The organism is Bacillus pumilus, assembly GCF_900186955.1.
GTDB lineage: Bacteria > Bacillota > Bacilli > Bacillales > Bacillaceae > Bacillus > Bacillus pumilus.
This window is the reverse complement of the sequence record NZ_LT906438.1, coordinates 3619272-3645036: the sequence shown is the minus strand read 5'-3', so window position 1 is coordinate 3645036 and position 25765 is coordinate 3619272. Positions and strand designations below refer to the sequence as shown.

The window sequence follows — 25765 nt, the reverse complement described above, 5'->3', positions numbered from 1 at the left end:
AAGCAGATGACGGTATTAGAGGAAATGCAGGGAGCAGCCTTTCAAATCATTGCTCATGCAGGCGAGGCAAGAAGTTATTATGTCGAAGCGATTCGTCTAGCAAGAGCTGATGATTTTGAAAAAGCACAGCAGTTGATTGAAAAAGGGGAGGAAGCGTTTCGAAGCATCCACAACCTGCACTTGTCGCTGATCCAAAAAGAGGCGGCAGGTGAGCAGCTTCCCTTTTCTTTACTGCTGATACATGCAGAAGATCAAATGCTCACAACAGAGACCATTCATCTGCTTGCCATCGAAATGATTGAAATGTGTAAAAAAATGAACACCCTGTCAAAATAGATATCAGGTAGTAACCAATTTCTGTTATAATCATTCGATAGATAGAGAGAAAGCAGGATTGGTGAATGAAAAAAACATGTATGTTGATTGCGGTTGGTCTTGTGGCGCTGCTCATTTCGGGTTGTATGGGAACGAAGGAGCAAACGGAAGGAAACCAGCAAGTAGTCAAAGAGGAAAAGGGTCAATTACAAGCAAAAGAAACAAAACAGATTCAGCAGAAAGAAGAGGCAGAGATAGATACACAAAACTGGATTAAGCAAAAGGAACCGGTAGAGCTTCCGATTTTGATGTATCACAGCATCTCCAGCGGTAACTCGCTTCGTGTACCAAAGAGCGAGTTTGCGGCTCATATGAAATGGCTGAAGGACAACGACTATGTCACGCTGTCGCCAGAAGAAGCGTACCACGTCTTCACAACAAATACGAAGCCAAGTGAAAAGTGTGTCCTTATTACATTCGATGATGGATATACCGATAACTATACAAAGGCATTTCCGATTTTAAAGCAGTATGGAATGAAGGCAACGATTTTCATGATTGAGCAATCCATTGGCCGTCCGAACCACTTAACGGATGAACAAATGGATGAAATGATAGCAAATGGGCTATCAATTGAGAGTCATACCATTCATCATTTAGAGCTCAATCGTTTATCAAAGGAGCAGCAGAAAGAGGAATTAAAAGGATCAAAGGCATTCTTTGATCAACGTTTTTCTCAGCGTACGAGAATGGTCAGCTATCCTGTCGGGCGCTATAACGAAGACACGCTAAAACTGGCGAAGCAAGCCGGTTATCAAATGGCCGTCACCACTGAACCAGGACATGCGAAGAAGGAACAGGGCATGATGTCCTTGCACCGTGTTCGAGTGTCACCGGGACTTTCACCCGAAAGCTTTGGCAGGCTGGTAGAAGGGAATTAACTATAAATGTTTCACATGAAACATTTTACGACAAGTTTCACCAAAATGAATCACTACACATGATATGTCTTGGTTTCAAATGTCATTACAAGAGACACTTAGATGGACAGAACTTTCATTACAATGGGAGTTCTGTTTTTGAAAAAATTTTGCACTGTCATTTAGATGAAATCAATCAAACTCTACATCGTATGAAACACCTCACTGAAGGACTCCAAGTATCAAGCCCACCAATGAAGCAAAGAACAAAAATACCCAAGCAAATTTGCTCAGTATCACAAAAACTTAAGAAACACTTCATAGAAAAACCAATTGAGAAAAGAAAGGAAGAGAGGATTATGTCAAATTTTGTTGGAATCGATCATGTTCAATTAGCTGCCCCAAAAGGTAGTGAAGAGAAAGCACTTTTGTTTTTTGGCGGAATTTTAGGAATGGAGGAAATACCCAAGCCTAGTAATTTAGTTAAACGTGGAGGTGTCTGGTTTCAATGCGGTCATCATCAGCTTCACATTGGAATACAGGATCATTTCCAAGCTGCAAAGAAAGCCCATCCAGCTTTTCTTGTAAAGAGTCTATCGGAATTAAAAAAGGCATTATTGAATCACCACATTAGCATCAGAGAAGATGAGCCATTGGAAGGAGCCATCCGGTTCTATGTAGAAGATCCCTTTGGGAATCGAATTGAATTTTTAGAGAGAACAGACTAAAAAAAACTAGATTTTTAAAAACAAGGCGGCTGTTTAGATCTCCTCAACAGCCGCCTTGTTTTTGTTATTGATAAACGGGATAGCCCGTTATTTTAATATCTTTCCCAAGTGTTTCTACTGAGAGCTGATCCAATTCAATGGCATCACTCATGAGACGTATGCCTTCGCCTCCGAAAAAGGAAGGAGAAAGTCTTCCGCCAATGAGTTTAGGTGCCATATAAATGACCAATTTATCTACAAGCTGCTGTTCTAAAAATGAAGCATTGATCTGGCCGCCGCCTTCAATCATGAGGGAGGAGACATTTCTTTCTCCCAGCATTTGAAGTACTTCTTGCAGGGGCACCCGCGTCTCGCTGTCTGTTACAAAGACGCTGACGCCGGCTGCTTCTAAAGCGGCTCGTTTTTCCTCATCGGCTTGCTTTGTTGTAAAGATCCATGTTGGTGCCATCTGATCAGTGACGATCTTTGCTGTCAGCGGTGTTGAGAGCCTAGAGTCTAAAACAATTCGAATCGGATGATGCCCATTTGGAATCCGTGCAGTTAGTGAAGGATCGTCATGAATAACAGTTTGAGCACCGACCAAAATCGCATCATTGATGCTGCGGATATGATGAGCATCATAACGGGATGTCTCAGATGTAATCCATTTGCTGTCAGACGTAGCAGACGCAATTTTTCCGTCTAAGGTAATACCTGCCTTGAGCGTCACGAAAGGTGTTTTTTTCGTAATAAAATGATTAAACACTTCATTCATGAGAATGGATTCCTGCTCAAGTACGCCTGTAATCACTTGGATGCCAGCATCTTGTAAAATGGCGATTCCGCGGCCAGCGACAAGCGGGTTCGGGTCAAGTGCTGCCACGACAACGGTTTCGACGCCTGCTTTCACAAGTGCCTCCGCACAAGGACCTGTACGGCCATGGTGGGAACAAGGCTCGAGGGTCACATAAATAGTGGCTCCTTTTGCCTTGTCTCCAGCCATTTTAAGTGCATGAATTTCAGCATGTGGTTCACCGGCTTTCATATGAGCACCGACTCCAACAATTTCATTATCGCGCACAATCACAGCCCCGACGAGCGGGTTCGGTGATGTCTGGCCTTTCATTGCCCGTGCATTTTCTAGGGATAGATTCATATATCGCTCATGATGTGGCAATCGTACGCACCTCTTGCTCCGCCTTCATGTGACCTGAGCGGTTGATTTTTGTCTGCAAGTATTTTTCATTAAACTCTGAGACATCACCCCAAAGCGGAATACGTCCAGAAAGAGATAAACCTGCATGGCTGATGGCATCTGTCTTTTTCGGATTATTGGTAATGAGTCTGACTGGCTTTGTACGAAGTGTTTGAAGAACCGCGATGGCTTCTTCATATTGACGCGTGTCATCTTCAAAGCCGAGTGCTTCGTTCGCTTCTACTGTATCGTAGCCGTTTTCTTGAAGGATATAAGCCATGGCTTTCGTGAAAAGTCCAATACCTCGGCCTTCATGGTTGGCTAAATAAAACAGGGCACCTGCACCATTGTCCTCAATCATTCGCATGGACTGCTTCAATTGGAATCCGCAGTCGCAGCGCTTGCTTCCGAAAATATCACCAGTGTGACAAATGGAATGCATGCGGATAAGAGCTTCGTCAGCGTGCTCGAAATCTCCATACACTAGTACGCTTGACTGCTGATGATCGGCAAGCTGGCGGGAGGAGAGGCTTTCAATTAAAGCTTCATCTGACAATGGCTCTAACCCGTCGTCTTTTAACCATGAATACCAGTTGAACATCACCGTTCTGCCGTCTAAATTCACTGGCAATTTAATGGGTCCAGTGATATATATATACCCGTCTTCTTGCTGTACTCGTTTGATTTTATCTTTTAAAATGGCTGTTTTAAGATCTGTGTGTTTGTCCATATTCTGCACCTTCTTTTTTGTCTGTTTCTTCAATCTGTAAACGAACGAGAACGCCAAATGGATCAACAAATTCGTTACTTTTCCCTATTGTTTTCACTTGAGTGCCTGCTTTTGTTAGGCGCTCAACGACGGACTGTCTGTCTGCTTCTTGTGGGAATACAAGTGTATAGCTTCTAATTCCTGAAAAACGTGGATCAATGGCTCCTTTTCGTCCGCGTCCCCATGCATTAAAGGCAAGGTGATGGTGGTATACACCAGCGGCGATAAATACGCTTGCTGGTGGAGCCATTCGGATATGAAAACCGAGCGTATTGACATAAAAGGAATCAGCTTCTTCTGGGTTCAGATGGAAATGTAAGTGTCCCATGACTGTCCCAGCCGGAAGTCCTTCCCACGTCGTATCAGCGGCTTCTTGCAGGAGACCATCTCCATCAAGAGGTGCATTTCCGCCACCTTTCAGTTCTCCATTCTCACCTACCCAAACGTCCTCAGGGCGATCAGCATATATTTCTACGCCTATGCCGTCAGGGTCACTTAAATAAATGGCTTCACTGAAAAAGTGATCGCTTGCTCCAATTAAAGGATAGCCTTTTTTGATCACATGTGCCAGCCATGTGCCCAGGTTTTTTCTGGTAGGTAATAAAACAGCAAAATGATAAAGTCCTGGCTCGTGATCAGGTTTCTCTTTTAGCTGTGCATCTTCTTTTAACAAAAGGATTGGTTCCTTTGCATTGCTGCCAAGTGTCACTGTGGAATCTGTCTTTTCTAATATAGAAAATCCTAAAATGTCTGTATAAAAAGGTAAAGAACGCTCAAAGCTGGATACATGTAACTCTGTTACACCCAATCTTAGCTCCTCAATTGTCTTCAAGCTCGGTCATCTCCTTCATGATATATGCATCGGCATGTTTAAATGTTTTTGAAAATATATAAAAATGAATACCTTGTTACTTAAAGTAACTAAACTATATAATAGTTAGTAACTTATTTCAAGTAATTAATTATGTTATAATGAAAAAAAGAGAGAAAAGCGGGAGGGAGTAAGGTATGGCTCAAGTAGATGGCTGCCCAATCACAGATGCCATGGAGATTCTAGGCAAGAAGTGGGTCATTCTCATCATCAATCAGCTTCTGACAGGCCCTAAGCGTTTCTGTCAGCTTGAAAATGAAATGAACATCAGCGGCAGATTATTATCTGAAAGGCTGAAGGATTTAGAGGCTGAAGGACTCGTTGAGAAAAACGTATACCCTGACATTCCAGTACGGATTGAATACGAATTAACAGCGCAAGGGAAGAAAATAGACCCGATTATTCGTGAAATGTATGCTTGGTCTTTAGAACGTAAAAACAGCAAAAAAGGGGAACATGTTCCTTCCTAATCGATTTCGATCAGTCTGTCTGATCGAAATTTTTTTGTGCGATTTTCCAGAAATCTAAGTCAATAGTATGAAAAATGATGTTGACAATAAATTCACTCATCATATAAGATCAAGAAGAAGAGGGTTCTTTTCCCTGTAATGGAATGGAGGTCATGCCATGGTATCATGAATGGGACAGATTGCCTAAAACACGTGTCAAACCATCATTTAGAAACAGACATCTTTGGCTTTTAGGAAGCAAAGATTTATTTTTTCAACTCAATTGATAATGATTATCATAATCATCTATAAGTGTGATCAAGCGCTTATGAAGGTTATTTTTTTTATTATCCGTTGAGAATAATTATCAATATCATTTAGGAGGGTTCACATGAAAGCCATTCGTTCAACATCACACGTATTATTGTTCTTTAGCTTTGTTCTATTATTTGCTCTAGCCCCGATTAGCTCAGCCTCAGCAGCAGGCTTAGCAGATGGTCAACATTCAGCACAATATGTGGTATGGAAGGCAGATAGCGATTCGACTTCAACAGCGAATACGTATTTTGAAAAACCAGCCAAGCTTGTCGTGAAGGATGGAAAAATCAAAGCACAAGTCACGTTAACGAATAGTTCTTGGATCACTAGCTTTAAAACACTTGAACAAGGTGTCTACAAAGATGCGAAGGTGATCAGTACAAACACAGCTGCGAATAAGAGAACAGTAGAATTCAACGTGAACAGCCTGACAGAAGTCGTACCAGCAAAAGTGAGCGTGACTGTACCGGTCATCGGATATACAGGTAATTACGACATCCGTATCAAGTTTGATGCAGCATCTGTTCAGTAAAAAGGGAGGAAATTCGCTTGATGAAAAAAATGATGAGGCTATCAGTCTTCATGACCGCTTTATTATTGGCACTCATGCTGCCTTTTTCAAACGCACAGGCTGCCACGTTAAAGGATGGTACATACTCCGTCAACTATACTGTGCTCAAGGCTGAAGGAAATGCGGTCTCTATGGCAAATGACTACTGGCTGAAGCCAGCAAAAGTGATTGCAAAAAATGGGAAGCTGACAGTACAAATGACCATTAAAAATAGCAGCTGGGTGACGGAATTTAAAGTCCCCGGAAATGGCGGCTATGTCGATACAACGGTTCTCTCAACCAATAAAAAAGCCAACACAAGGATTGTTCAGTTCCAAGCTCAGAGCTTGTCTAAACCAATCAAATCAAAAATTCATGTCACTGTAAAATCTGCTGATTATGATCATGATTATACCATTCAGCTGAAATTTGATGAGAGCAGCATGAAATCACTTTCGTCTAACAGCACAAACAAATCAGCGGGTGAAGCAGAAAAGCAGCAGCCATCAAAAGAATCAACGAAAACATCTGATTCATCCACGACAAAACAAGAAGAGAATCCTCAAACTGGTGATACAAACCAGACAGGGTGGCTCCTTGTGCTTGCTCTATGCTCAGGCGGATTTTTAGCAAGAAAGTGGATCATTAAGCATTAAGGAAGGAAGTGTCACCATTTGAAACGTCTTTTTCATCTAAAGGCAGCCATTCTGCTCGTTTTATTCAGTTTATTGACTGCATTTCAGATTCCTCAAGGAACGGCTCAAGCTGCATCATTTGTTGATGGTGAATACACGGTCGGATTCACTGTTTTAAAAAATGGCAGCACAGAAGCGTCCATGATGGATACGTATACAGAAAAGCCAGCTAAGCTGATTGTGGAAAATGGCAAGACGACTGCCTATGTCACACTGAAGCAAAGCAAAGAGATTACAGATTTCAAGGTCGAACAAAATGGCGCTCTTGTCACCACTGAAACTGTCAGTGAGGATGCAACTGCCAATACACGTGTGATCAAGTTTGATGTTGCCGACCTATCAGCCAAATTAAACGGCTGGGTGAAAATTTACTGGGATTTAGGCGGCTTTATTTATGACGAAGCATATGACGTACAGCTTGCATTCGATCAAAGCAGCCTAACGCTCGTTACACCTGCAAAGCCAGACGATAACGAAACAAAACCAGATGACCAAAATGGCACAAAGCCAGACGATAACGAAACAAAGCCGGATGACCAAAATGGCACAAAGCCAGACGATAACGAAACAAAGCCGGATGATCAAAATGGCACAAAGCCAGACGATCAGCAGACAACACCAGACAATAACAATGGTACAAAGCCAGTAGATTCCGCGCAAAACCAACTGAAAGATGGCGAGTACCGCATCAATTACAGTGTGCTCAAAGGGGATGAGGACGAGGCATCTCGGATGAACCAATACTTCTCACATCCTGCATCCTTAACCGTCAAAAACGGAAAGCAAACCATTTCCTTTACGGTGAAGGACAATACGTCTGTTGCTTCTTTGAAAATAGAGAAAAACGGCTCTTATCAAGAAGTGAAGACCGTCAGCACAGATCAAGCAAAGAACACAAGAGTGGTGTCATTTGATGTCGCTGATTTGAAAAAAGCGGTCAAAGGAAAAGTTCACATTGTAGTAGCGGCCGCCCACTATGACCAAACTTACGATATTCGTTTTCAATTCGATGCAAAGAGTATCGCGCCACTTAAAGGCGGACAGGTAGAGGAAGAAACACCTGCTGCACCAGAAACACCAAAACCAAACACACCATCACCAGAAACAAATAACGGCGGAGTTGCTCAAGAGACGGCTCAGCTTAAAGATGGTGTATACAAGCTTCCTTTCTCAATGAAGAAAGCAGACAAGGATGAGCTTTCTCGTATGAACGATTACGTCGTGAGCCCTGCGACATTGGTTGTGAAAAATGGCCGCCATTTCGTTTCATATACAGTGAAGAATAGCTCAGCCATCACGTCCTTCCAAGTAGGAACAGGTGGCAAGTTTGAGGAGACGCTTGTTGCAAAAACAGATCAAAAATCAGATACACGAGTGATTCAATACGAAGCCAAAAGCTTAAGCACGGCTCAGGCAGCACGCGTAAAAATTGATATTCCAGCTGCGAATTATCATGAGCAGTACGATGTCAAACTTATCTATGACACAAAAGGAATTGCTCTTGGTGAAGGAAGCGGGATTCGATCGATCATCGGAGACGATGAGAGTATCGGCTTTGTCAAAAATCCAAATGATCGCGATTCTCAATCAAATCAACCAAATCAACTTGAGAATTTAGCGCCAGAGGAAACAGGTGCAGAGCAGCTAACATTTACTCCATCAGATGACCAAACCAAGTCTGAGACTGGACAGCTGAATCCAAAAACAGGAGATACCTCTCTTCTTTGGGTGTATATTCTTTTATTCGGCGGGTCATTATTCGTACTCGTCAGAAAGTATCAAACAAGAACAAGATAGATGGTTTAGTTGAAGTGAGATGCGCCGAGATCATCGACGCATCCACTCTCTTTTTTCGAAAGGGGGCTTCTGTTTTTGAAGCATCGAATGTTATGTACCTTGATCGCTGCCCTTAGTGTGTGCGTGATCTTATCGGGCTGCTCACAGTCAGCTGAAAGCTCAGCAAAAGGCAAAAAAAACGCAGATTCAAATGCGCGCATTGTGGCAACGACTGTAGCTGCTGTGGAGATCATGGATGCCTTAGAGATCGATCTTGTTGGGGTGCCAACAAGCCAAAAATCCTTGCCAGCTCGTTATAAAGGACTGCCAGAAGTAGGCAATCCAATGAGCCCAGACATGGAAATCATCCAATCACTTCAACCGACAGATGTCCTGTCCGTTACAACCCTTCAATATGATTTAGAGACACCCTTTCAACAAGCAGGTGTCCCTGCCACATACTTAAATCTCGAGAGCATGGCTAACATGGAGAAGGCGATTACGAAGCTTGGAGCTCAGTATGACAGAAAGAAACAAGCCGAGCGCATTGTGTCTGACTTTGAGCAAAAAAAGAAAGACATACAAGAGAAGACGAAGGGAAAACGAAAGCCATCCGTTCTGATTTTGCTTGGTGTACCAGGCAGTTATTTGGTGGCGACAGAGCATTCATATATTGGTGATCTTGTGCGTATCGCAGGCGGAGAGAACATTGTCAAAGGCGAGAAGATGGAGTATTTGGCTTCCAATACGGAGTATTTACAAAAAGCCAATCCAGATATCATCCTCCGGGCCGCACATGGGATGCCAGATGAAGTCGTCCGCATGTTTGATCAAGAATTTAAAACAAATGACATTTGGAAGCATTTTCATGCAGTCAAGCAAGACCGGGTGTATGACCTCGAAGAAAGCTTATTCGGGACAACGGGCAATTTAAAGGCAGCAGAAGCACTAGATGAACTAACGCGTATGCTGTATCCGTCATAAGCGGCGAATTTGAATGATAAAAGGACGTTTAAGATGAAAAAAACAGGGATTTTATTTCTGACAGTCAGTGTCTTACTGGTGTGCGTGTTTATTTATTCCGCCATTACGGGGAGCATTCATGTCACCCCGATTGAATTATTGGAAGGGCTCATCACCGGTCAACATGCACAGGTAGAAATCATTAAAGATCTCAGAATTCCTCGCATGCTCATTGCAATGTTTACAGGGGCCGCTTTATCTGTCTCCGGTGTACTGCTGCAGTCGGTCATGAGGAATCCATTAGCTGATGCCGGCGTCATTGGGATTTCATCAGGAGCCAGCTTCTTTTCTTTAATGGCAATAACAGCACTTCCTCAATTTTATTTCTACTCTCCTTTATTTTCGGTGTTAGGTGGAGCCATTGCGTGTTTCCTCGTGTATGTTCTGTCTTGGAAGGGTGGATTAAGCCCCATCCGCATGATTTTGGTTGGGATCGCCATCAATGCCATGTTTACTGGAATGGCTGAAGCATTTGTGACCATTTGCAGCTATTTCAATATCACGATCAATCAATCAGGACAGTCAAATCTCACGATGAAAACGTGGGGAGATGTCCGCTTAATCGGAGTCTATGGCGTCGTCGGCCTTGTCATAGCCCTTTTCTTTAGCAGATGGTGTAACCTCTTGGCTCTTCAGGACAAGACAGCGAAAAATTTAGGATTGCGTGTGACCAGAATGCGCCTTTTGATTTCCATCACAGCTGTATTGCTTGCGGCGGTGACAGCAGCGGTCGCAGGCGTGATTGCGTTTGTCGGTTTGCTTATCCCTCACATTTCAAGAAGACTTGTCGGCTCGGATCACCGGGTACTTATTCCATTTTCTGCGTTAAGCGGGGCTTTGCTGATTCTGACGGCTGATACGCTCGGCAGGACGCTTGTTGCGCCAAATGAAATTCCTGCTTCTACGATCATGGCCGTGATTGGCGGACCATTTCTGATCTTTTTACTAAGAAGGGGGGATCGTCTCCATGGACATTCGTGAGGTGTCATTCTCATATGACCAGCAGAAGGACATCGTTCAATCGGTCACAACACACATTGAAAAGGGGAAAATCACAACCATTATCGGTCCGAATGGCTCAGGGAAATCCACACTGCTTTCATTGATGGCGAATAACCATGCGCCAAACAAAGGGCAAATTCACTTAGACGGCCAAGCACTGAATGCATTTAAGCCAAAGGAGCTGGCAAAAAAGCTGGCTGTCGTCCATCAGCAAAATGAAGCGCCGCTTGATTTAACGATCGAGAGGGTCGTGGCATTCGGCAGAACGCCGTACCAGACGATGCGCGGAGGAGATAAGGAAGAGGATGAGAGAGCGATAGAGTGGGCGCTTTCCAGTACAAAGCTAACGGAAAAACGAAAGGTGCCGCTCGCCTCACTGTCAGGCGGTGAGCGGCAGCGAGTATGGATTGCGATGGCACTTGCGCAAAAAACGTCGATCCTTTTCTTAGATGAACCGACAACCTATTTGGATATCTATTATCAATTTGACATTCTTGAGCTGATCCGTGAGCTCAATGTCGTACATGGACTAACAATCGTTATGGTGCTACACGACATGAATCAGGCTGTCCGCTACAGCGATGTCATCATTGCGATGAAGAATGGCCGGATTATGAGTGAAGGACAGCCAAATGATGTGTTAACAGAAGAAAATGTGCGGCACATTTATGATGTGTCCGTCACGATTAAACAGGATGCAGAAACAGGGATGTATATCGTGCCTGTTGGGATATAAGCTGTGCAAAAAGCAGGTGAGACAGTGTGAAAAGAGGAAAACGGGTCTGGCAGCGGATGCTGACGATCGTCTGTTTAGGTGTATTCATTTATAGCGGGTCGGCCATTGGCTTAGAGCTGTTCGGCTATTATCAAAATCGTCAGGTGCTTGCAAAGGCTCAGACGATGTATGGACATGAGCAAGGAATGAATGAAAGCCGGGAGCCGGGAACCATTCGTACGTCATTTGATGAACTGCGGAAGGTAAACGATGACATTGTCGGCTGGATCAATATGAAGGACACGATGATTCAGTACCCAATCGTCCAATCTCGCGATAATGCGTTCTACTTAACCCGTAATTACTTAAAAAACGACACCCGGGCAGGCAGTATTTTTATGGATTATCGCAATGACGTCTTGCATGAAAGCCCGAATACTGTGGTGTACGGACATCGGATGAGGGATGGGTCCATGTTCGCTGGACTCACAAACTATTTAAAAAAGGATTTCTTCGATGAGCATCGGACATTTCAGTACGATACGCTGTATCAAAGCTATGAAGCGGAGATTTTTGCCGTGTATGAAACAACGGTGGACTTCGATTATATTCAAACCGATTTTCGAGATCTTGGCGAATATGCGCACTACTTGCAAGCTGTGCGGAAAAAATCAATCTACCAAACGAAAACAGACGTGTCCACCGATGACCTCATTCTCACTCTATCGACCTGTGATCATGTGCTTGCACCGAAAAACGGGCGTCTCGTGGTACAGGCAAAGCTAAAGAAAGTTTACTAGAAAAGGAGAGACAGACGGTTGAAATTTTCACATGTGATCTTCGTGGGACTTGTCTCGATGCTTCTCCTCGGCGGATGCAGTCAGGCAGCACCTGTAGAGAAAGGGAGCGGTCAAGGTGCGCTGAAGATAAAGGACTTTGCCGGCAGAACGCTGTCGTTTGAGGACTCCCCTCAGCGTATTGTCTCATTATCGACTGGAGACATGAGCATCCTATATGCCTTAGGCGGTGAGGTGGTCGGTCGTCCGGACGCCGAATTACCAGAGAGCTTACAACAGGCTACATCAGTCCAAACAATTGGTACCACACATCAATTTGATGTAGAGCTCATCACAAGCTTAAAGCCCGATGTTGTACTTGGGAATGAACAATTAAACAGCAAGGACATCACTACAATAGAAGGAATTGGTTCACAGCTTCTTTTGACAAGTGCCAATTCAGTGAAGGACATCCAGCGCCAAATTACGTTATTCGGAGATTTGCTAGGGAAGCAGCAAAAAGCAAAAGCGCTTAACAAGCAAATCGATCAGCGGAAAAAGCAGGTCAAACAGCCTCAGAAAAAAGTGAAGACACTCGTTGTATACGGGGCACCTGGCACATATATGGCGGCACTTCCTCAATCCTTAAGCGGAGATTTACTGCACATCGCTGGAGGGACGAACATTGCTGAGAATGAACCGGCACTCGAAAAATTCCCTCAATACGCTCAAATCAATGCAGAAAAGGTCATCGAAGCTGATCCTGATCTTATCCTGCTTATGACCCACAGCAATCCTGAAGATGTGAAAGCGGGCTTTATGAGTGAAATGAAACAGAATGCCGCATGGCACGATGTATCAGCTGTCAAACATGGACACGTCGAGATTCTGCCTAGTGATCTATTTGGGACGAATCCAGGCGCAGACGTGATGAGAGCGATTGATGAGCTAGAGAAAAGATTGAAGCGATTGTCATCATGAAAATGAATGCAGAATTAGATTTTCAAAAAAGACAGTCGAGGCGAAGATGGCTGATACCCGGACTATTCATCTCGTTAGTTGTAGGCGCATGCCTAGGGCTTGCATTAGGTTCTGTTCAATTATCACTGCAAGATTTACTCGCTGCTTTGACGGGATCAGGTCAGCCTGTTCATGAGAAAATTGTGATTGATTTACGCCTACCGCGCGTTCTCATCGGTTTCATCGTTGGGGCCTGTCTCGCAGCATCAGGGGCGATTTTACAAGGAGTCGTACGAAATCCACTCGCTGACCCTGGCATCATCGGTGTGACGGCTGGCGGCGGATTGGCTGCTGTGCTTAGCATGATTGTGTTTCCACAATTCACGTATTTGCTGCCAGCCGCTGCTTTCCTTGGCGCTTTATTAGCGGCACTTGTGGTGTATATGCTCTCATTTGATCAAGGGGTTTCACCGCTGAAGCTGATTTTGGCGGGAGTGGCAGTCAATGCCCTGCTTGGGGCGGTGATGAATGGGTTTATGGTGCTTTATAGTGAGCGTGTACAGGCTGTCCTGCCCTTTTTATCAGGAGGATTAAATGGACGAAGCTGGCATCATCTAACCTTCGTGTCGCCATATGCGCTCGCTGGGTTGTGCCTTTGTTTTTTTGCCATCAAGCCGGCAAATCTTCTTTTGCTTGGCGATGAATCGGCTCAGCTGCTAGGTCTCAGAGTAGAGCGCACCCGGTTTTTCTTAATTGCACTGGCGGCACTTTTAGCTGGTGCAGCAGTAAGTGTGAGCGGCTTAATTGGATTTGTCGGACTAGTCGTTCCTCATTTTATCCGTCTTTTAATTGGAGATGACTACCGGTATCTGCTGCCGATCTCGATGCTGGGCGGAGGCGTGCTTGTGGTTTTTGCAGATACAGCCGCAAGGGTATGGTTTACGCCAGTTGAACTGCCTGTCGGTATCCTGCTTGCCTGCATCGGTGCACCTTTCTTCCTCTATTTATTAAAAAAGAAAGGGAGGGGTTAAGTTGGATGTGATAGCTATGGATGACGTGAGTCTCAGTCAAGGAGGCTTTCAGCTGTCATCTATTTCAGCAGCTGTTCCTAAAGGAAGCGTGACAGGAATTATTGGACCGAATGGATCAGGGAAGTCGACTTTTATTAAAGCAGCCGCACGTCTTACGTCAATCGAAAGCGGCACGATATACATTCACGATATACCGCAAAAAGAGATGACAGCTCAGGAGATCGCAAAGGAAATCGCCGTTCTCATGCAGACGAGAACAGCCATTCCATCTATGACCGTACGGGAGCTGGTCGCACTTGGACGCAGTCCGCATCGTTCGATCTGGAAAAAAAGCTCGAAGACAGATCAAGAAGCGATTGAGTGGGCGCTTGATGTGACCAATAGCCGGATTAATGAAAATAGAATGCTGCATACATTGTCTGGCGGAGAAAGGCAAAAAGCGTATATTGCGATGGCGCTCGCTCAGAAGACAGAGACGATTATTCTGGATGAGCCGACAACTTACTTAGATATTGCGCATCAGCTTGATTTACTAGAGCTGCTCAAACAGCTGAATAAGACGCATGGGATCACCATTTTAATGGTTCTTCACGACCTGCAGCAGGCAGCAAAATATTGTGACCGCCTCATCGCGATGAAGCGTGGTCAGATTTATCAAATAGGGACACCAAAAGAAGTATTAACAGAAAGCTTTTTCAAAGAGGTCTTTGGAATTCAGGCTGAGGTTCACTTAGACGGTGATCATCCGCTTATTATTCCAATCGCTTCGATCCAACAACAAAAGGGAGATGAACAAAACATGATCATTGTCAACAACCAGGTAAGAGTAGAAAAAGGCAGTGCCGACCACCTCGTCAAGCGTTTTAACAAGCAGGGACAAGTAGAATTCATGGAAGGATTTTTAGGCATGGAAGTATGGGTCACACAGCAGACAACCGATTACGATGAAGTGACCATTCATACACGCTGGAATCGAAAAGAAGACTTTGTGAATTGGACAAAATCTCAGGCATTTGGTGATGCGCACGCTCATGGAAAAGCGAAACCTGAAGGTCTATTAAAAAACAAAATTACGTACTATGAAGTGCAAGTCACTAGACCAGCCTTACAGAAAAAAGCCTAAAAAAGAAACACAGCGCTGCAACTCACATGCAGCGCTATTTTTTTACGTTTTTTTACTTTCTGTCACATATCTTTGACAAAGTATTCAAACAACTGACACAATACCTCCCAATTTTTAGGTAAAATTTACTTTATTTTTGAAGCGTATGGGTGTAAAGTACAGGTATAAATAACTAACCGAATGAAAAGCAAGAGTAAAATTTCACCGAGTAAACCATTTCAAACAGGCTATTATTTGTGAATCATTGAACAAATAGTGAACATTTTGTGAAATGGTGAGCATAGACATTTCGAATCATTCGGCATGTGAAAGTAAGGGAGGATGTAAGGCTGTGAGTGAGCTGTTTTTAGCAAGATTTCAATTTGCTTCAACGACATTATTTCATTTTATTTTTGTTCCTATGTCAATAGGTTTGGTGTTTATCGTTGCATTGATGCAGACCCTTTATGTCGTCAAGAAAAAAGAGATTTATAAAAAGATGGCGAAGTTTTGGGGTCATCTATTCTTACTCAATTTTGCAGTAGGTGTGGTGACAGGGATTCTCCAGGAATTCCAGTTTGGGATGAACTGGTCAGATTATTCAAGGTTTGTCGGTGATGTATTTGGTGCACCGCTTGCCATTGAAGCACTGCTCGCCTTTTTCCTTGAATCTACATTTATTGGACTTTGGATATTCGGCTGGGATCGTCTGCCGAAGAAGATTCATTTATTGTGTATTTGGCTTGTTTCCCTTGGTACGATCTTTTCGGCGTTTTGGATTTTACTCGCCAACTCATTTATGCAAGAGCCAGTTGGATTTGTCATTAAAAATGGCCGTGCAGAAATGAATGACTTTGGCGCTCTTGTAACGAACCCGCAGCTTTGGGTTGAATTCCCGCACGTTCTGTTTGGTGCGCTGGCTACAGGTGCATTCTTTATTGCAGGAGTTAGTGCCTATAAAATGATCAAAAAACAAGAAATCGCCTTTTTCAAAAAATCATTCCAGATTGCCATGGTTCTCGCTTTAATTTCTGGCTTAGGTGTGGCATTCTCTGGACATGATCAAGCGAAGCACTTAATGGAATCACAGCCAATGAAGATGGCAGCAAGTGAAGCCCTTTGGAAGGATAGTGGAGATCCAGCGGCTTGGACACTATTTGCCAATATTGATACAGATAAAAAAGAAAACTCTGCGGAGATCAATATTCCGTTTGCTTTAAGTTACTTGGCTTATTCGAAGTTTAGTGGAGATGTGCCAGGCATGCTGACCCTTCAAAAAGAATATGAAGCAAAGTTTGGTCCTGGAGACTACATTCCGCCAGTAAAAACAACCTTCTGGAGCTTTAGAATCATGGTTGGTGCCGGCATGCTGATGATTTTTGCCAGTATGATTGGCTTGTACTTGAGCTTTAGAAAGAAACTCGAAACGAACAAATGGTTTTTACGCTTCATGGTAGGGATGATTGCATTCCCATTTATTGCGAACTCAGCTGGCTGGATCATGACTGAAATTGGGCGTCAGCCGTGGACGGTCTTTGGTATGATGACGACGGCTCAATCGATTTCGCCAAACGTATCGTATGGCATGCTGTTATTCTCAGTCATTAGCTTTACGACGATGTATCTGATTCTTGCCATCTTGCTTGCCTACCTATTCATTCGAGAAATTAAAAAAGGTGCACATTCGGAAGAGGATACAGATCAAAAGGATGAAACGGACCTGTCTACAGATCCATTTGATGGAGGCGCATATCATGGCATATCTTAACGAGATTTGGTTTATTCTTGTCGCAGTATTGTTTGTTGGATTTTTCTTCTTAGAAGGATTTGATTTTGGTGTTGGGATGTCCATGCAGCTGCTTGGAAAGGATGCGCACGAACGCCGCATTTTAATTAACACGATTGGTCCTTTCTGGGATGCGAATGAGGTCTGGCTGATTACAGCTGGGGGCGCTATTTTCGCTGCTTTCCCTAACTGGTATGCCACGATGTTCAGTGGATACTATATACCGTTTGCGGTTCTCCTCTTAGCACTTATCGGGCGCGGAGTCGCCTTTGAATTCCGAGGGAAGGTTGAGAAAGCCTCTTGGATCAAAGCATGGGACTGGGTGATCTTCTTTGGCAGTCTGTTGCCGCCGTTTTTACTCGGTGTGCTATTCACAAGTATTTTACGCGGGATGCCAATTGATCAAGACATGAACATGTACGCTGGTTTTACGGATTTTGTGAATCTTTATTCAGTGATTGGCGGGTTAGCTGTGACGGTTCTTTGCCTTCTGCACGGATTGATTTTCGTCACACTTCGTACAGAGGGAGATTTAAGAGATCGTGCGAGAAAGCTTGGCAAACGTGTCCTGCTTATTGCGCTACCAGTTCTTTTCCTATTTGTTGGTGTATCTATCATGGAAACAGACATTTATACGGTACGCCCGATCATCACCATTCCGTTAACTGTCCTCATTGTGGTTTGTTACGTAGCGGCGCTATTCTTTATGAAAAAAGAACGTGATGGCTGGACATTCCTATTCACAGGTGCGGGAATCATGGTGACAGTGACGATGCTGTTCACTGCATTGTTCCCGCGCGTTATGATTAGCTCAATCAACCATACGTTTGATCTGACCATTCAAAACGCTGCATCTGGATCTTATTCACTGACGGTGATGACGATTGTTGCCATTTCTTTGCTGCCCTTTGTGCTTGGGTATCAAATTTGGAGCTATTACGTCTTCCGTAAACGTGTAAGCGGTAAGGAGCCAATGACCTACTAATGGATAAACGTTTGCTTCAATTAAAAGGAATGAGAGGGCTTCTTGCCCTCTTAGGTATTGTGTCACTCATCCAAGGAGCAAGTATTATTTTCCAAGCACAGTGGCTGGCACATGCCATTACTACGCTGTTTGACGGGAAAAGCCTTTCGCAGGCAACGCCTTATGTCCTGCTGTTTCTTGCTGCCTTTCTGGTGCGGCACGGTCTCACCTTGATTCGGGAGAAGGTCATGTTTACCTACTCTTCCCGAATTGGAGCAGACGTCAGAAAACAGCTGTTAGACCAACTCTTTCGTTTAGGTCCAGCTTTTACAAAGAAAAAGGGTACAGGAAAGCTTGTCACATTAGCGATGGAGGGAATTGCTCAATATCGTCAGTATTTACAGCTATTTTTACCGAAGATGGTGAACATGGCTGTGATACCGGCAATGGTCCTCATCTATGTTTGGACATTAGACGAAACATCTGCCGTCATTTTAATCGTGACGCTGCCGATTTTAATTATCTTTATGATTTTGCTAGGTCTTGTCGCTCAGCGTAAAGCGGCCAAACAATGGAGATCGTATGAGAAATTATCCAATCATTTTACTGACTCTCTCCGCGGCCTTGAAACGCTTCGTTATTTAGGGATTAGCAAAAAACATTCCCGCAATATCGGGGAAGTGTCAAAGCGATATCGAAAGGCGACCATGAGCACGCTGAAGGTCGCATTTCTTTCATCATTTGCGCTTGATTTCTTTTCCATGCTGTCGATTGCAACCGTCGCTGTCTTTCTTGGCTTGCGATTAATTGAAGGAGAGCTTCTGTTATTGCCGGCTTTGACGGCGCTCATGCTGGCACCGGAATATTTCCTGCCAGTACGTGAAGTGGGAAATGATTATCATGCCACGCTAAATGGAAAAGAAGCGAATGAGGCGATGCAGGTCATTTTAGAAGAAAAGGGCTACCGCGCGCAGGAAACACAATCAGTGCAGTTGAACGAGTGGAATGAACAGTCTGCGCTCACCCTGCAAGATGTGAGTGTCCAGCATGACGAACATGCCCCTTATTCGATTCAGGATGTAGATCTCACTGTGAAAGGGAAGAAAAAAATCGGAATCATTGGTGCCAGTGGTTCAGGGAAATCGACATTAACCGATGTGCTCGGCGGCTTTGTTGAACCGACCTCAGGTCAAATCACACTAAACGGCCAGCCGCTTGTTCATTTACAGATGAAGGAATGGCAAAAAGAAGTCGTCTATATGCCGCAGCACCCTTATTTATTTCACATGACATTAAGAGAAAACATTCGTTTTTATGAACCGCATGCAACAGATGAAGAAGTGGAAAGAGCTGCCAGTGAAGCTGGCTTATCTCAGCTCGTGGCGCAGCTGCCAAATGGTCTTGATGAGGTCATTGGAGAACAGGGAAGAGGGCTAAGCGGCGGACAGGCACAAAGAATTGCGCTTGCGCGAACGGTGCTGGGCAAGCGGTCCATTATGCTGTTAGATGAACCAACGGCACATCTCGATATTGAGACAGAGTATGAATTGAAGAAAACAATGCTTCCGCTGTTTGAAGATAAACTTGTGTTCTTAGCGACACATAGGCTTCATTGGATGCCAGACATGGATGAGATCATTGTCATGGATCAAGGAACGATTGCGGAAATGGGTACACATGAATCATTGATGCAAAGAAAAGGCGTGTATTATCAATTGGTACAGGAGCAAATGGGGGCGGTCACACATGGTAAGTAAAGGCTGGTTTATACCTTATATCAAGGAGAATCAAAAGCTGTTTGCGCTAGTTTTATTTCTAGGGGCAATTGCAGTATTCTCTGCTTCTATGCTGATGTATACGTCAGGATTTCTCATTTCAAAAGCTGCCACAAGACCTGAGAATATACTTATGGTCTACGTCCCAATTGTAGCTGTCCGTACCTTTGGTATTTCACGCTCAGCTGCCCGCTATGCAGAAAGATTGGCGAGCCACCAGCTCATTTTGACCATGATTGAAAAAATGCGTGTCCGCCTATATGACATGGCTGAACGAAGTGCGAAACAGACAAAGCTGGGTACAGGTGAAATGCTGGGGCTCTTGTCAGATGATGTTGAGAGACTGCAGGATGCCTATTTAAAAACCATCTTTCCATCTATCGGTGCGCTGCTTTTATATGCCGCATCGATTGGGGCACTTGGTCTATTCTCGTGGCCTTTTGCTGGCTTGATGCTGCTTTATATGGCACTTCTCGTATTTGTTTTCCCATACGTCACCGTGCTAGTGAACCGGGCGAGACAAATTCAAATGAAAAAAGGCAGAAATGAACTGTACAGCCATTTAACAGATGCCGTCATGGGCGTGAGTGACTGGTTGTTTAGCGGTAGGCAGAAAGATTTTGTTGATGAATATGAACAGAAAGAAGCACAGCTGTTAGCGCTTGAAGCAGCAAAGCACCGATTTATCCGTCTGCGCCAGTTTTTTGCACAGCTTATCATTGGAGGAGCTGTCGTGCTTGTCGTGTATTGGAGCGGTTCAGTTGTGCAGTCAGGCTCGATGTCACACACCCTGATTGCAGCCTTCGTGCTTGTGCTTTTTCCGTTAACGGAAGCCTTTCTTCCACTCTCAGATGCAGCAGGTGATATTCCAGTCTATCAGCATGCTGTCAGCAGATTACATCATTATGAAAAGCTTTCGTATGAAGGAGAATCTGATCGCAAGATAGTGGATCAGTCAGCTGTTTCTCAAGATGAAGCTGTTTCTTTTGATCAAGTGTCCTTTGGGTATGATTTGCACCAACACGTGCTAAAGCATCTGTCATTTTCATTGAAGCAAGGAGAATCACTCGCTCTCTTGGGAAAAAGTGGTGCAGGAAAATCGACTATTTTGAAATTGTTAGAAGAAGCTGTCGTGCCAAATCAAGGAGCTGTCAGTATCCAGGGGAAACCGGTCGAAAGCATTCGAGAGAACGTGTCCACCTATGTGTCAGTACTCAATCAACAGCCGTATTTATTCGATACCTCTGTTTTAAACAATATTCGCTTAGGCTCTCCTAATGCGACAGAGGAGCAAGTAAAAGAAGCAGCGAGACAAGTGCAGCTACACAATACCATCGAATCTTTGCCAGAGGGCTATCACACCGGTGTGCAGGAGACAGGAATTCGTTTCTCAGGTGGAGAAAGACAACGGATGGCGTTAGCCCGGATTTTGCTGCAAAACACCCCGATTGTTGTATTAGATGAGCCCACCGTCGGACTTGACCCACGCACAGAGCGTGAGCTGCTTGAAACCATTTTCCATGTGTTAAAAGGAAAAACGGTCATTTGGATTACCCATCATCTCACTGGCTGTGAGGCATGTGACCGCATTATGTTTATTGAAGATGGACAAATTGAGATGCAGGGGGAGCATCAGGATTTACTGAAAGAAAACCTGCGCTATCAAAAATTGTATGAGATGGATCGTCCGTTTTCTACAATATAAATAGATGAAATGACAAGAACGTTCGGACAGAGATTTCTGCCCGAACGTTTTGTGGTTTTAAGGATTTACCTTTCCAACACCAGCATTTGATACCACTTCTGATTTGACATTGTTCACGTTAAGCAAGGAGTAGTTATAAGGAGGGTTGTACGTACCTGTAGAAGACGTTGGCAGACTGCCTGAGCTGTTAATATATGAGTTGTTGATGACATGCCATGTACCGACTTGACGGCTGTCCCAGCTGCCAATCGCATTTTTTGTATTTTCAAATACGTTGTGCTCAATTCTCATTTTTGCGCCCATACGAGAGTTAATTGCAGTTGTCAGGATGCCTTTGTAATAGTTGTTATAGACATGTCCTTCCCCAAAGCGCATAGATGGTACACGAGAATTCAGGTTTTCGAAACGGTTGTTGTGGAATGTGATTTTTCGGTTGTAGTTGTCGTTATCAGAGCTGCCCATGAGCATCGTTTTCCAGCTGTCATGAACATAGTTCCATGAGAAGGTAATATAATCGGAGTCATTTTTCACATCGAATAATCCATCATAATCATCTTTACCAGAGTTTAATGTATTGTACAGTTCATTATGATCGACCCATACGTTTTTAGAAGCGCCTTCGATTCCGATGGCATCCTTATCACCGATTTTGCTGTGATGGATTTTCAGGTTGCGGATGATGATGTTATTGGCACGCCATACTTTAATGCCAATTCCATTAAATTCACCTTTTGTGCCTTTGCCGACGATTGAGACATTGTTTGTATCTTTCACATCGATTTTATTGGCAGATGTATTAGAAGGGGTAATCGTCCCGTCGACAACAATTTTTAATTTTTCGTTTGTTCCTTTACTTTTGAGGGCAGCCAATAGCTCATTTCCAGTTTTGACTGTGACGGTTTTACCGCCTTCACCGCCTGTTGTGCCGCCATTTAATGTGGAGAATCCTTGTTGATTAAAATTGGCCATAATAGAAGGGCTTTCGGGATACTTTACTGCCGCCTTTGCCTCCCCATTAGGTGCAAATAATGAAGTCACGAGACCAACCGCTAACACACCAGCTAACATTGGAACTTTTTTCTTCAAAGTCAACATCTCCATTCATTTTTGTTTTAATGTAAACGTTTCCAAAAATAAGCTGCAATTCAACTGCTCCTCCTTTCTTCGCCAGTATTGCCTTTTTCGGAATGTAGGAAGAGCATAGCATGCAAAAAGGTATCATCGGCTAAGAATTGGCGCTTTGTATTCCATGATTTTCTAGAAAACTAAGGCCATGATTATTTTATTTTCATCTAAATGAGACAAGGATCATTGACGATAGGTATTGGGATGACCTAGTGATTATGGGGGAGAGCATCTCCGCTTGATAGAAAATCAGAACGCATCATTTTGTTAGAGATGAAGGAATGTCATAATCATTACATAAGAAAAAACTGGTTATTTAACGCTTCAATTACTGGATCAACAGGGAGAAAAGCAGACAAGCTAAAAAAATAAAATCTATTTTGAACGATATCGTCATACGTGTCGTCTCATGAATAAGAGAAGAAAAAGGAAGGAGGGGTGTGTTTGGAGCAGACAGAAGAGACATTATTGATTCAGCGGGCAAAGCAGGGGGATGATGCTGCATTTACAGCTCTTTATCGCCATCATTATTCCTTTCTTTACCGTTATATAATGAAGCTCACCCTTCAACAAGAGCTTGCAGAAGAAATCATGCAAGAAACGATGCTGAAAGCGTACATGAAACTCTCTTCTTTTAGAGGAGATTCCTTATTTTCAACATGGCTCATATCCATTGCATCTAGACAATTTTTGGATCACCAGAAGAAAAGAAAACGTGAACAATTGAGGGAAGGAAAGGCGAATCAAGAGACGATACGCCGTTTTAAATGGGAGATTCAGCAAAAGGGACATACATGGCATGAGATGTGGGATGCTCTTAACGAATTGAAGGCTCAGGAGAGAGCGCCGATTATTTTGCACTATTATTATGGCTTTACTTACCCAGAGATTGCTTCAATGCTCGGGATGAGAGAAGGCACTGTGAAGTCGAGGGTTCATCATGGATTAAAGAAAATTCGAAAGGAGTGGTCTCAATGAAGGAAGATCAGTTCACCGAACGTTTAAAGGAAGAGTTACAGCAACTAGATGATCAAATCGAAGTGAAAGAGCCAAGTGAACAGGCTGTCATGATGATGCTGAAGCAGGCGAAGGAACAAGAGAAAAGGCGTTTTAAACAAGAAGTACTGGCGTACGTTCTCATCAGTCTGACCATTCTCACACTATTTGTCGCTGCCATCACCCATTTGCCTATCATCTTCATTCTTCTTCAAGTAGTGAGTGTGCCGCTCTGCGTTGTTGTCGGCATCAAGGAATATCAACATAGTAAAGGAGGGTCTTCCTTATGAGTCAGTCGGAGATGATCATCTTATTGTGCGCATTGCCGTTACTATTTGCGCAGGGCCTTCTTTTATTTATGGATGCCAAAAAAAGAGGACGTTATAAGTGGTTTTGGGGCATTGTCGGTTTAATTAACTTCCCATCGTCTTCTATTTTATATTGGCTTTGTGTCGTGTACCCTGATCGAAAAAAAGAGAAGGAGATCCGAAAAGATTGAGCAGAGGCCTATAAAACTTTAGGCCTTTTTTCTTGTTGAAGATCAACTAGAAATCATTCATGGTTCATCTAATTGTCAAAGAGTGCGGGATATATAACGTCTAAATCATGATTTCTAGCTCAATAGTCATTCTGTAAGGGATACTTTCTAAAAACGATTGCGGCGGCTGCTTGATCCATCTCAAATCGGCATCATTTTCATCTGTTATCAGTATTGATCAGTTTTTACAAATGGTGTTAAATTAATCTCAATATGCGTTAGAAAATCTAACAGGATAAATGTGTGAAGATATACAAAGGAGGCAGATGAGACATGTTGACCTTAGATCGAGCAGCACAAACAGCACAAAGCTACATCGACCGTGTGTTAGAAGAGGTGGAAAAACGAAATCCTGGTGAGGAGGAATTTCAGCAAGCCGTAAGAGAAATTCTCGAATCACTCGTTCCCGTTTTTGCAAAGCATCCAGAGTATGAAAAACAAGGCATTTTAGAACGACTCATCGAGCCTGAACGGCTTGTGGTATTTCGCGTACCATGGGTAGATGATGAGGGGAAAGTACAAGTTAATCGGGGATTTAGGGTTCAATTCAACAGTGCCATCGGTCCTTATAAAGGAGGCATTCGTTTCCACCCATCTGTCAATGCAAGCATTATTAAGTTTTTAGGATTTGAACAAATCTTTAAAAACGCACTGACTGGTATGCCGATCGGTGGAGGAAAAGGTGGATCAGATTTTGATCCTAAAGGGAAATCGGATGGAGAAATCATGCGTTTCGTTCAAAGCTTTATGAGTGAGCTCAGCCGATATATTGGACCTGATCAAGATGTGCCAGCAGGTGATATTGGCGTAGGGGCACGCGAAATTGGTTATATGTTTGGGCAGTACAAGAAAATGCGTGGTGCTTATGAAGCAGGTGTGCTCACAGGGAAAAGCCCTGGATTTGGAGGCAGCTTAGCGAGAAAAGAAGCGACAGGCTATGGATTGGTGTACTTTATGGAAGAAATGTTAAAAGCACATGGACTTCAATTTGAAGGACGTTCAGTTGTCGTGTCCGGCTCAGGGAATGTGTCTATTTATGCGATGGAAAAGGTCATAGAGCTAGGTGGTAAGGTCGTTGCGTGCAGTGATTCAAGCGGAGCGATTTATGATCCACAAGGCATTTCACTTGAAACAGTGAAGCAGCTGAAGGAAGTAAGCAATCAACGGATTGGGGCATACATAGACATTCACCCGCATGCTGAATTGATTGAAGATTGCGAACAAATTTGGTCTGTTCCTTGTGACATTGCGCTTCCATGTGCAACGCAAAATGAAATATCTGAGATGCAGGCACAGCAACTCGTGGAAAATGGTGTCATTGCGGTAGGAGAAGGAGCGAATATGCCTTCTACTCTAAAGGCAGTCAAAGTTTTTGAACAGAATGATATTCTATTCGCGCCGGCAAAAGCGGCGAATGCAGGCGGGGTAGGTGTCTCAGCGCTGGAAATGGCGCAAAATAGTGCAAGAATGTCTTGGACATTTGAGGAAGTAGATGATCAGCTGAAACAAATGATGCAGACGATTTATCGTCAGTGTACAGAGACAGCAGACGAATATGGACACTCTGGAAACTTAATAGTAGGAGCAAATATTGCAGGATTTCGCAAAGTGGCAGATGCGATGATCGCACAAGGCGTGATTTAACTCCTGCTCTCCCGCACCTGTTTATTTCATGACAAGATGGGGAATCTTCCTTGTAAGA

The 25765-nt window shown here is 43.7% G+C and carries 26 protein-coding genes; 22 read left to right on the top strand and 4 right to left on the bottom strand.

The annotated features are described in order from the left end of the window. Positions 1 to 6 precede the first annotated feature (6 nt). The 3 genes from CKW02_RS19070 (at position 7) to CKW02_RS19060 (ending at position 1963) form a co-directional block, all read left to right on the top strand. Positions 7 to 336: a PTS sugar transporter subunit IIA gene (locus tag CKW02_RS19070; RefSeq protein WP_003215418.1), complete on the top strand. Its 330-nt coding sequence runs from the start codon at positions 7 to 9 to the stop codon at positions 334 to 336. Positions 337 to 401: 65 nt separating this feature from the next. Beyond that, a complete protein-coding gene (locus tag CKW02_RS19065; RefSeq protein ID WP_003215408.1) occupies positions 402 to 1256 on the top strand; it encodes a polysaccharide deacetylase family protein in 855 nt (284 codons plus the stop codon). Positions 1257 to 1594: 338 nt separating this feature from the next. Then, positions 1595 to 1963, top strand: a complete 369-nt coding sequence (locus CKW02_RS19060; protein ID WP_003214573.1) for a VOC family protein — start codon at positions 1595 to 1597, stop codon at positions 1961 to 1963. A gap of 64 nt (positions 1964 to 2027) precedes the next feature. Here the strand turns inward: CKW02_RS19060 and ribD are convergent, their stop codons facing one another. Genes ribD through CKW02_RS19045 form a run of 3 tightly spaced genes read right to left on the bottom strand, consistent with a single transcriptional unit; the run spans position 2028 to position 4738 of the window. Continuing rightward, the gene (gene ribD, locus CKW02_RS19055) at positions 2028 to 3119 is read right to left on the bottom strand and encodes a bifunctional diaminohydroxyphosphoribosylaminopyrimidine deaminase/5-amino-6-(5-phosphoribosylamino)uracil reductase RibD (protein ID WP_034620282.1); all 1092 of its coding nucleotides are present in this window, start codon (positions 3117 to 3119) and stop codon (positions 2028 to 2030) included. Then, positions 3106 to 3867 carry a GTP cyclohydrolase II gene (locus tag CKW02_RS19050; protein WP_003215082.1) on the bottom strand — a complete coding sequence of 254 codons (762 nt, stop codon included), beginning with the start codon at positions 3865 to 3867 and terminating at the stop codon, positions 3106 to 3108. Before CKW02_RS19050 ends, ribD begins: the two co-directional genes overlap by 14 nt. Further along, positions 3845 to 4738: a VOC family protein gene (locus CKW02_RS19045; RefSeq protein ID WP_034620281.1), complete on the bottom strand. Its 894-nt coding sequence runs from the start codon at positions 4736 to 4738 to the stop codon at positions 3845 to 3847. The genes CKW02_RS19050 and CKW02_RS19045 overlap by 23 nt, the downstream gene beginning before the upstream one ends. 176 nt (positions 4739 to 4914) lie before the next feature. On the opposite strand from CKW02_RS19045, the gene CKW02_RS19040 reads away from it, so the two are divergent. The 15 genes from CKW02_RS19040 to cydC all read left to right on the top strand — a co-directional run bounded on the left by CKW02_RS19040 (position 4915) and on the right by cydC (position 21404). Then, a complete protein-coding gene (locus tag CKW02_RS19040) occupies positions 4915 to 5247 on the top strand; it encodes a winged helix-turn-helix transcriptional regulator (RefSeq protein ID WP_003214737.1) in 333 nt (110 codons plus the stop codon). Positions 5248 to 5617: 370 nt separating this feature from the next. Further along, a complete protein-coding gene (locus CKW02_RS19035; RefSeq protein WP_034620280.1) occupies positions 5618 to 6076 on the top strand; it encodes an NEAT domain-containing protein in 459 nt (152 codons plus the stop codon). Between the two features lie 20 nt (positions 6077 to 6096). Continuing rightward, the gene (isdC, locus tag CKW02_RS19030) at positions 6097 to 6750 is read left to right on the top strand and encodes a heme uptake protein IsdC (protein WP_034620342.1); all 654 of its coding nucleotides are present in this window, start codon (positions 6097 to 6099) and stop codon (positions 6748 to 6750) included. 18 nt (positions 6751 to 6768) lie between these two features. Further along, positions 6769 to 8586: an NEAT domain-containing protein gene (locus CKW02_RS19025; RefSeq protein ID WP_003215039.1), complete on the top strand. Its 1818-nt coding sequence runs from the start codon at positions 6769 to 6771 to the stop codon at positions 8584 to 8586. 75 nt (positions 8587 to 8661) lie between these two features. Beyond that, positions 8662 to 9549 carry a heme ABC transporter substrate-binding protein IsdE gene (gene isdE, locus CKW02_RS19020; RefSeq protein ID WP_003214804.1) on the top strand — a complete coding sequence of 296 codons (888 nt, stop codon included), beginning with the start codon at positions 8662 to 8664 and terminating at the stop codon, positions 9547 to 9549. A 33-nt stretch (positions 9550 to 9582) separates the two neighbouring features. Continuing rightward, positions 9583 to 10569 carry a FecCD family ABC transporter permease gene (locus CKW02_RS19015; protein ID WP_003214924.1) on the top strand — a complete coding sequence of 329 codons (987 nt, stop codon included), beginning with the start codon at positions 9583 to 9585 and terminating at the stop codon, positions 10567 to 10569. Further along, positions 10556 to 11326 carry an ABC transporter ATP-binding protein gene (locus CKW02_RS19010; RefSeq protein ID WP_003214769.1) on the top strand — a complete coding sequence of 257 codons (771 nt, stop codon included), beginning with the start codon at positions 10556 to 10558 and terminating at the stop codon, positions 11324 to 11326. The genes CKW02_RS19015 and CKW02_RS19010 overlap by 14 nt, the downstream gene beginning before the upstream one ends. 26 nt (positions 11327 to 11352) lie before the next feature. Next, entirely contained in the window at positions 11353 to 12105 is a 753-nt protein-coding gene (srtB, locus tag CKW02_RS19005) for a class B sortase (protein ID WP_003215377.1), read from the top strand. Positions 12106 to 12123: 18 nt separating this feature from the next. Beyond that, positions 12124 to 13062 carry an ABC transporter substrate-binding protein gene (locus CKW02_RS19000; RefSeq protein ID WP_003215040.1) on the top strand — a complete coding sequence of 313 codons (939 nt, stop codon included), beginning with the start codon at positions 12124 to 12126 and terminating at the stop codon, positions 13060 to 13062. Next, positions 13059 to 14072, top strand: coding sequence for a FecCD family ABC transporter permease (locus CKW02_RS18995; RefSeq protein WP_003215353.1), 1014 nt, complete (start codon positions 13059 to 13061; stop codon positions 14070 to 14072). Before CKW02_RS19000 ends, CKW02_RS18995 begins: the two co-directional genes overlap by 4 nt. A 1-nt stretch (position 14073) precedes the next feature. Further along, the gene (gene isdG / locus CKW02_RS20640; protein WP_034620278.1) at positions 14074 to 15195 is read left to right on the top strand and encodes a heme oxygenase; all 1122 of its coding nucleotides are present in this window, start codon (positions 14074 to 14076) and stop codon (positions 15193 to 15195) included. A 331-nt stretch (positions 15196 to 15526) separates the two neighbouring features. Beyond that, positions 15527 to 16942: a cytochrome ubiquinol oxidase subunit I gene (locus tag CKW02_RS18985; protein WP_003214979.1), complete on the top strand. Its 1416-nt coding sequence runs from the start codon at positions 15527 to 15529 to the stop codon at positions 16940 to 16942. After that, complete coding sequence (cydB, locus tag CKW02_RS18980) at positions 16929 to 17945, top strand: cytochrome d ubiquinol oxidase subunit II (protein ID WP_003215337.1); 1017 nt, start codon at positions 16929 to 16931, stop codon at positions 17943 to 17945. Before CKW02_RS18985 ends, cydB begins: the two co-directional genes overlap by 14 nt. Beyond that, the gene (gene cydD, locus CKW02_RS18975; RefSeq protein ID WP_003215175.1) at positions 17945 to 19681 is read left to right on the top strand and encodes a thiol reductant ABC exporter subunit CydD; all 1737 of its coding nucleotides are present in this window, start codon (positions 17945 to 17947) and stop codon (positions 19679 to 19681) included. The genes cydB and cydD overlap by 1 nt, the downstream gene beginning before the upstream one ends. Next, positions 19671 to 21404 carry a thiol reductant ABC exporter subunit CydC gene (gene cydC, locus CKW02_RS18970; protein ID WP_095117919.1) on the top strand — a complete coding sequence of 578 codons (1734 nt, stop codon included), beginning with the start codon at positions 19671 to 19673 and terminating at the stop codon, positions 21402 to 21404. The genes cydD and cydC overlap by 11 nt, the downstream gene beginning before the upstream one ends. A 57-nt stretch (positions 21405 to 21461) precedes the next feature. On the opposite strand, the gene CKW02_RS18965 is transcribed toward cydC, so the two are convergent. Continuing rightward, the gene (locus CKW02_RS18965; protein ID WP_034620341.1) at positions 21462 to 22499 is read right to left on the bottom strand and encodes a pectate lyase family protein; all 1038 of its coding nucleotides are present in this window, start codon (positions 22497 to 22499) and stop codon (positions 21462 to 21464) included. Between the two features lie 474 nt (positions 22500 to 22973). Here CKW02_RS18965 and sigY point away from each other — a divergent pair, with 474 nt between their 5' ends. The 4 genes from sigY (at position 22974) to gdhA (ending at position 25707) form a co-directional block, all read left to right on the top strand. Next, positions 22974 to 23507 carry an RNA polymerase sigma factor SigY gene (gene sigY, locus CKW02_RS18960; protein WP_003214662.1) on the top strand — a complete coding sequence of 178 codons (534 nt, stop codon included), beginning with the start codon at positions 22974 to 22976 and terminating at the stop codon, positions 23505 to 23507. Continuing rightward, positions 23504 to 23815, top strand: a complete 312-nt coding sequence (locus CKW02_RS18955) for a YxlC family protein (RefSeq protein ID WP_003215253.1) — start codon at positions 23504 to 23506, stop codon at positions 23813 to 23815. Before sigY ends, CKW02_RS18955 begins: the two co-directional genes overlap by 4 nt. Continuing rightward, a complete protein-coding gene (locus tag CKW02_RS18950) occupies positions 23812 to 24024 on the top strand; it encodes a hypothetical protein (protein WP_003214995.1) in 213 nt (70 codons plus the stop codon). Before CKW02_RS18955 ends, CKW02_RS18950 begins: the two co-directional genes overlap by 4 nt. Before the next feature lie 312 nt (positions 24025 to 24336). After that, entirely contained in the window at positions 24337 to 25707 is a 1371-nt protein-coding gene (gene gdhA / locus CKW02_RS18945) for an NADP-specific glutamate dehydrogenase (protein WP_003214886.1), read from the top strand. Positions 25708 to 25765: the final 58 nt, after the last annotated feature.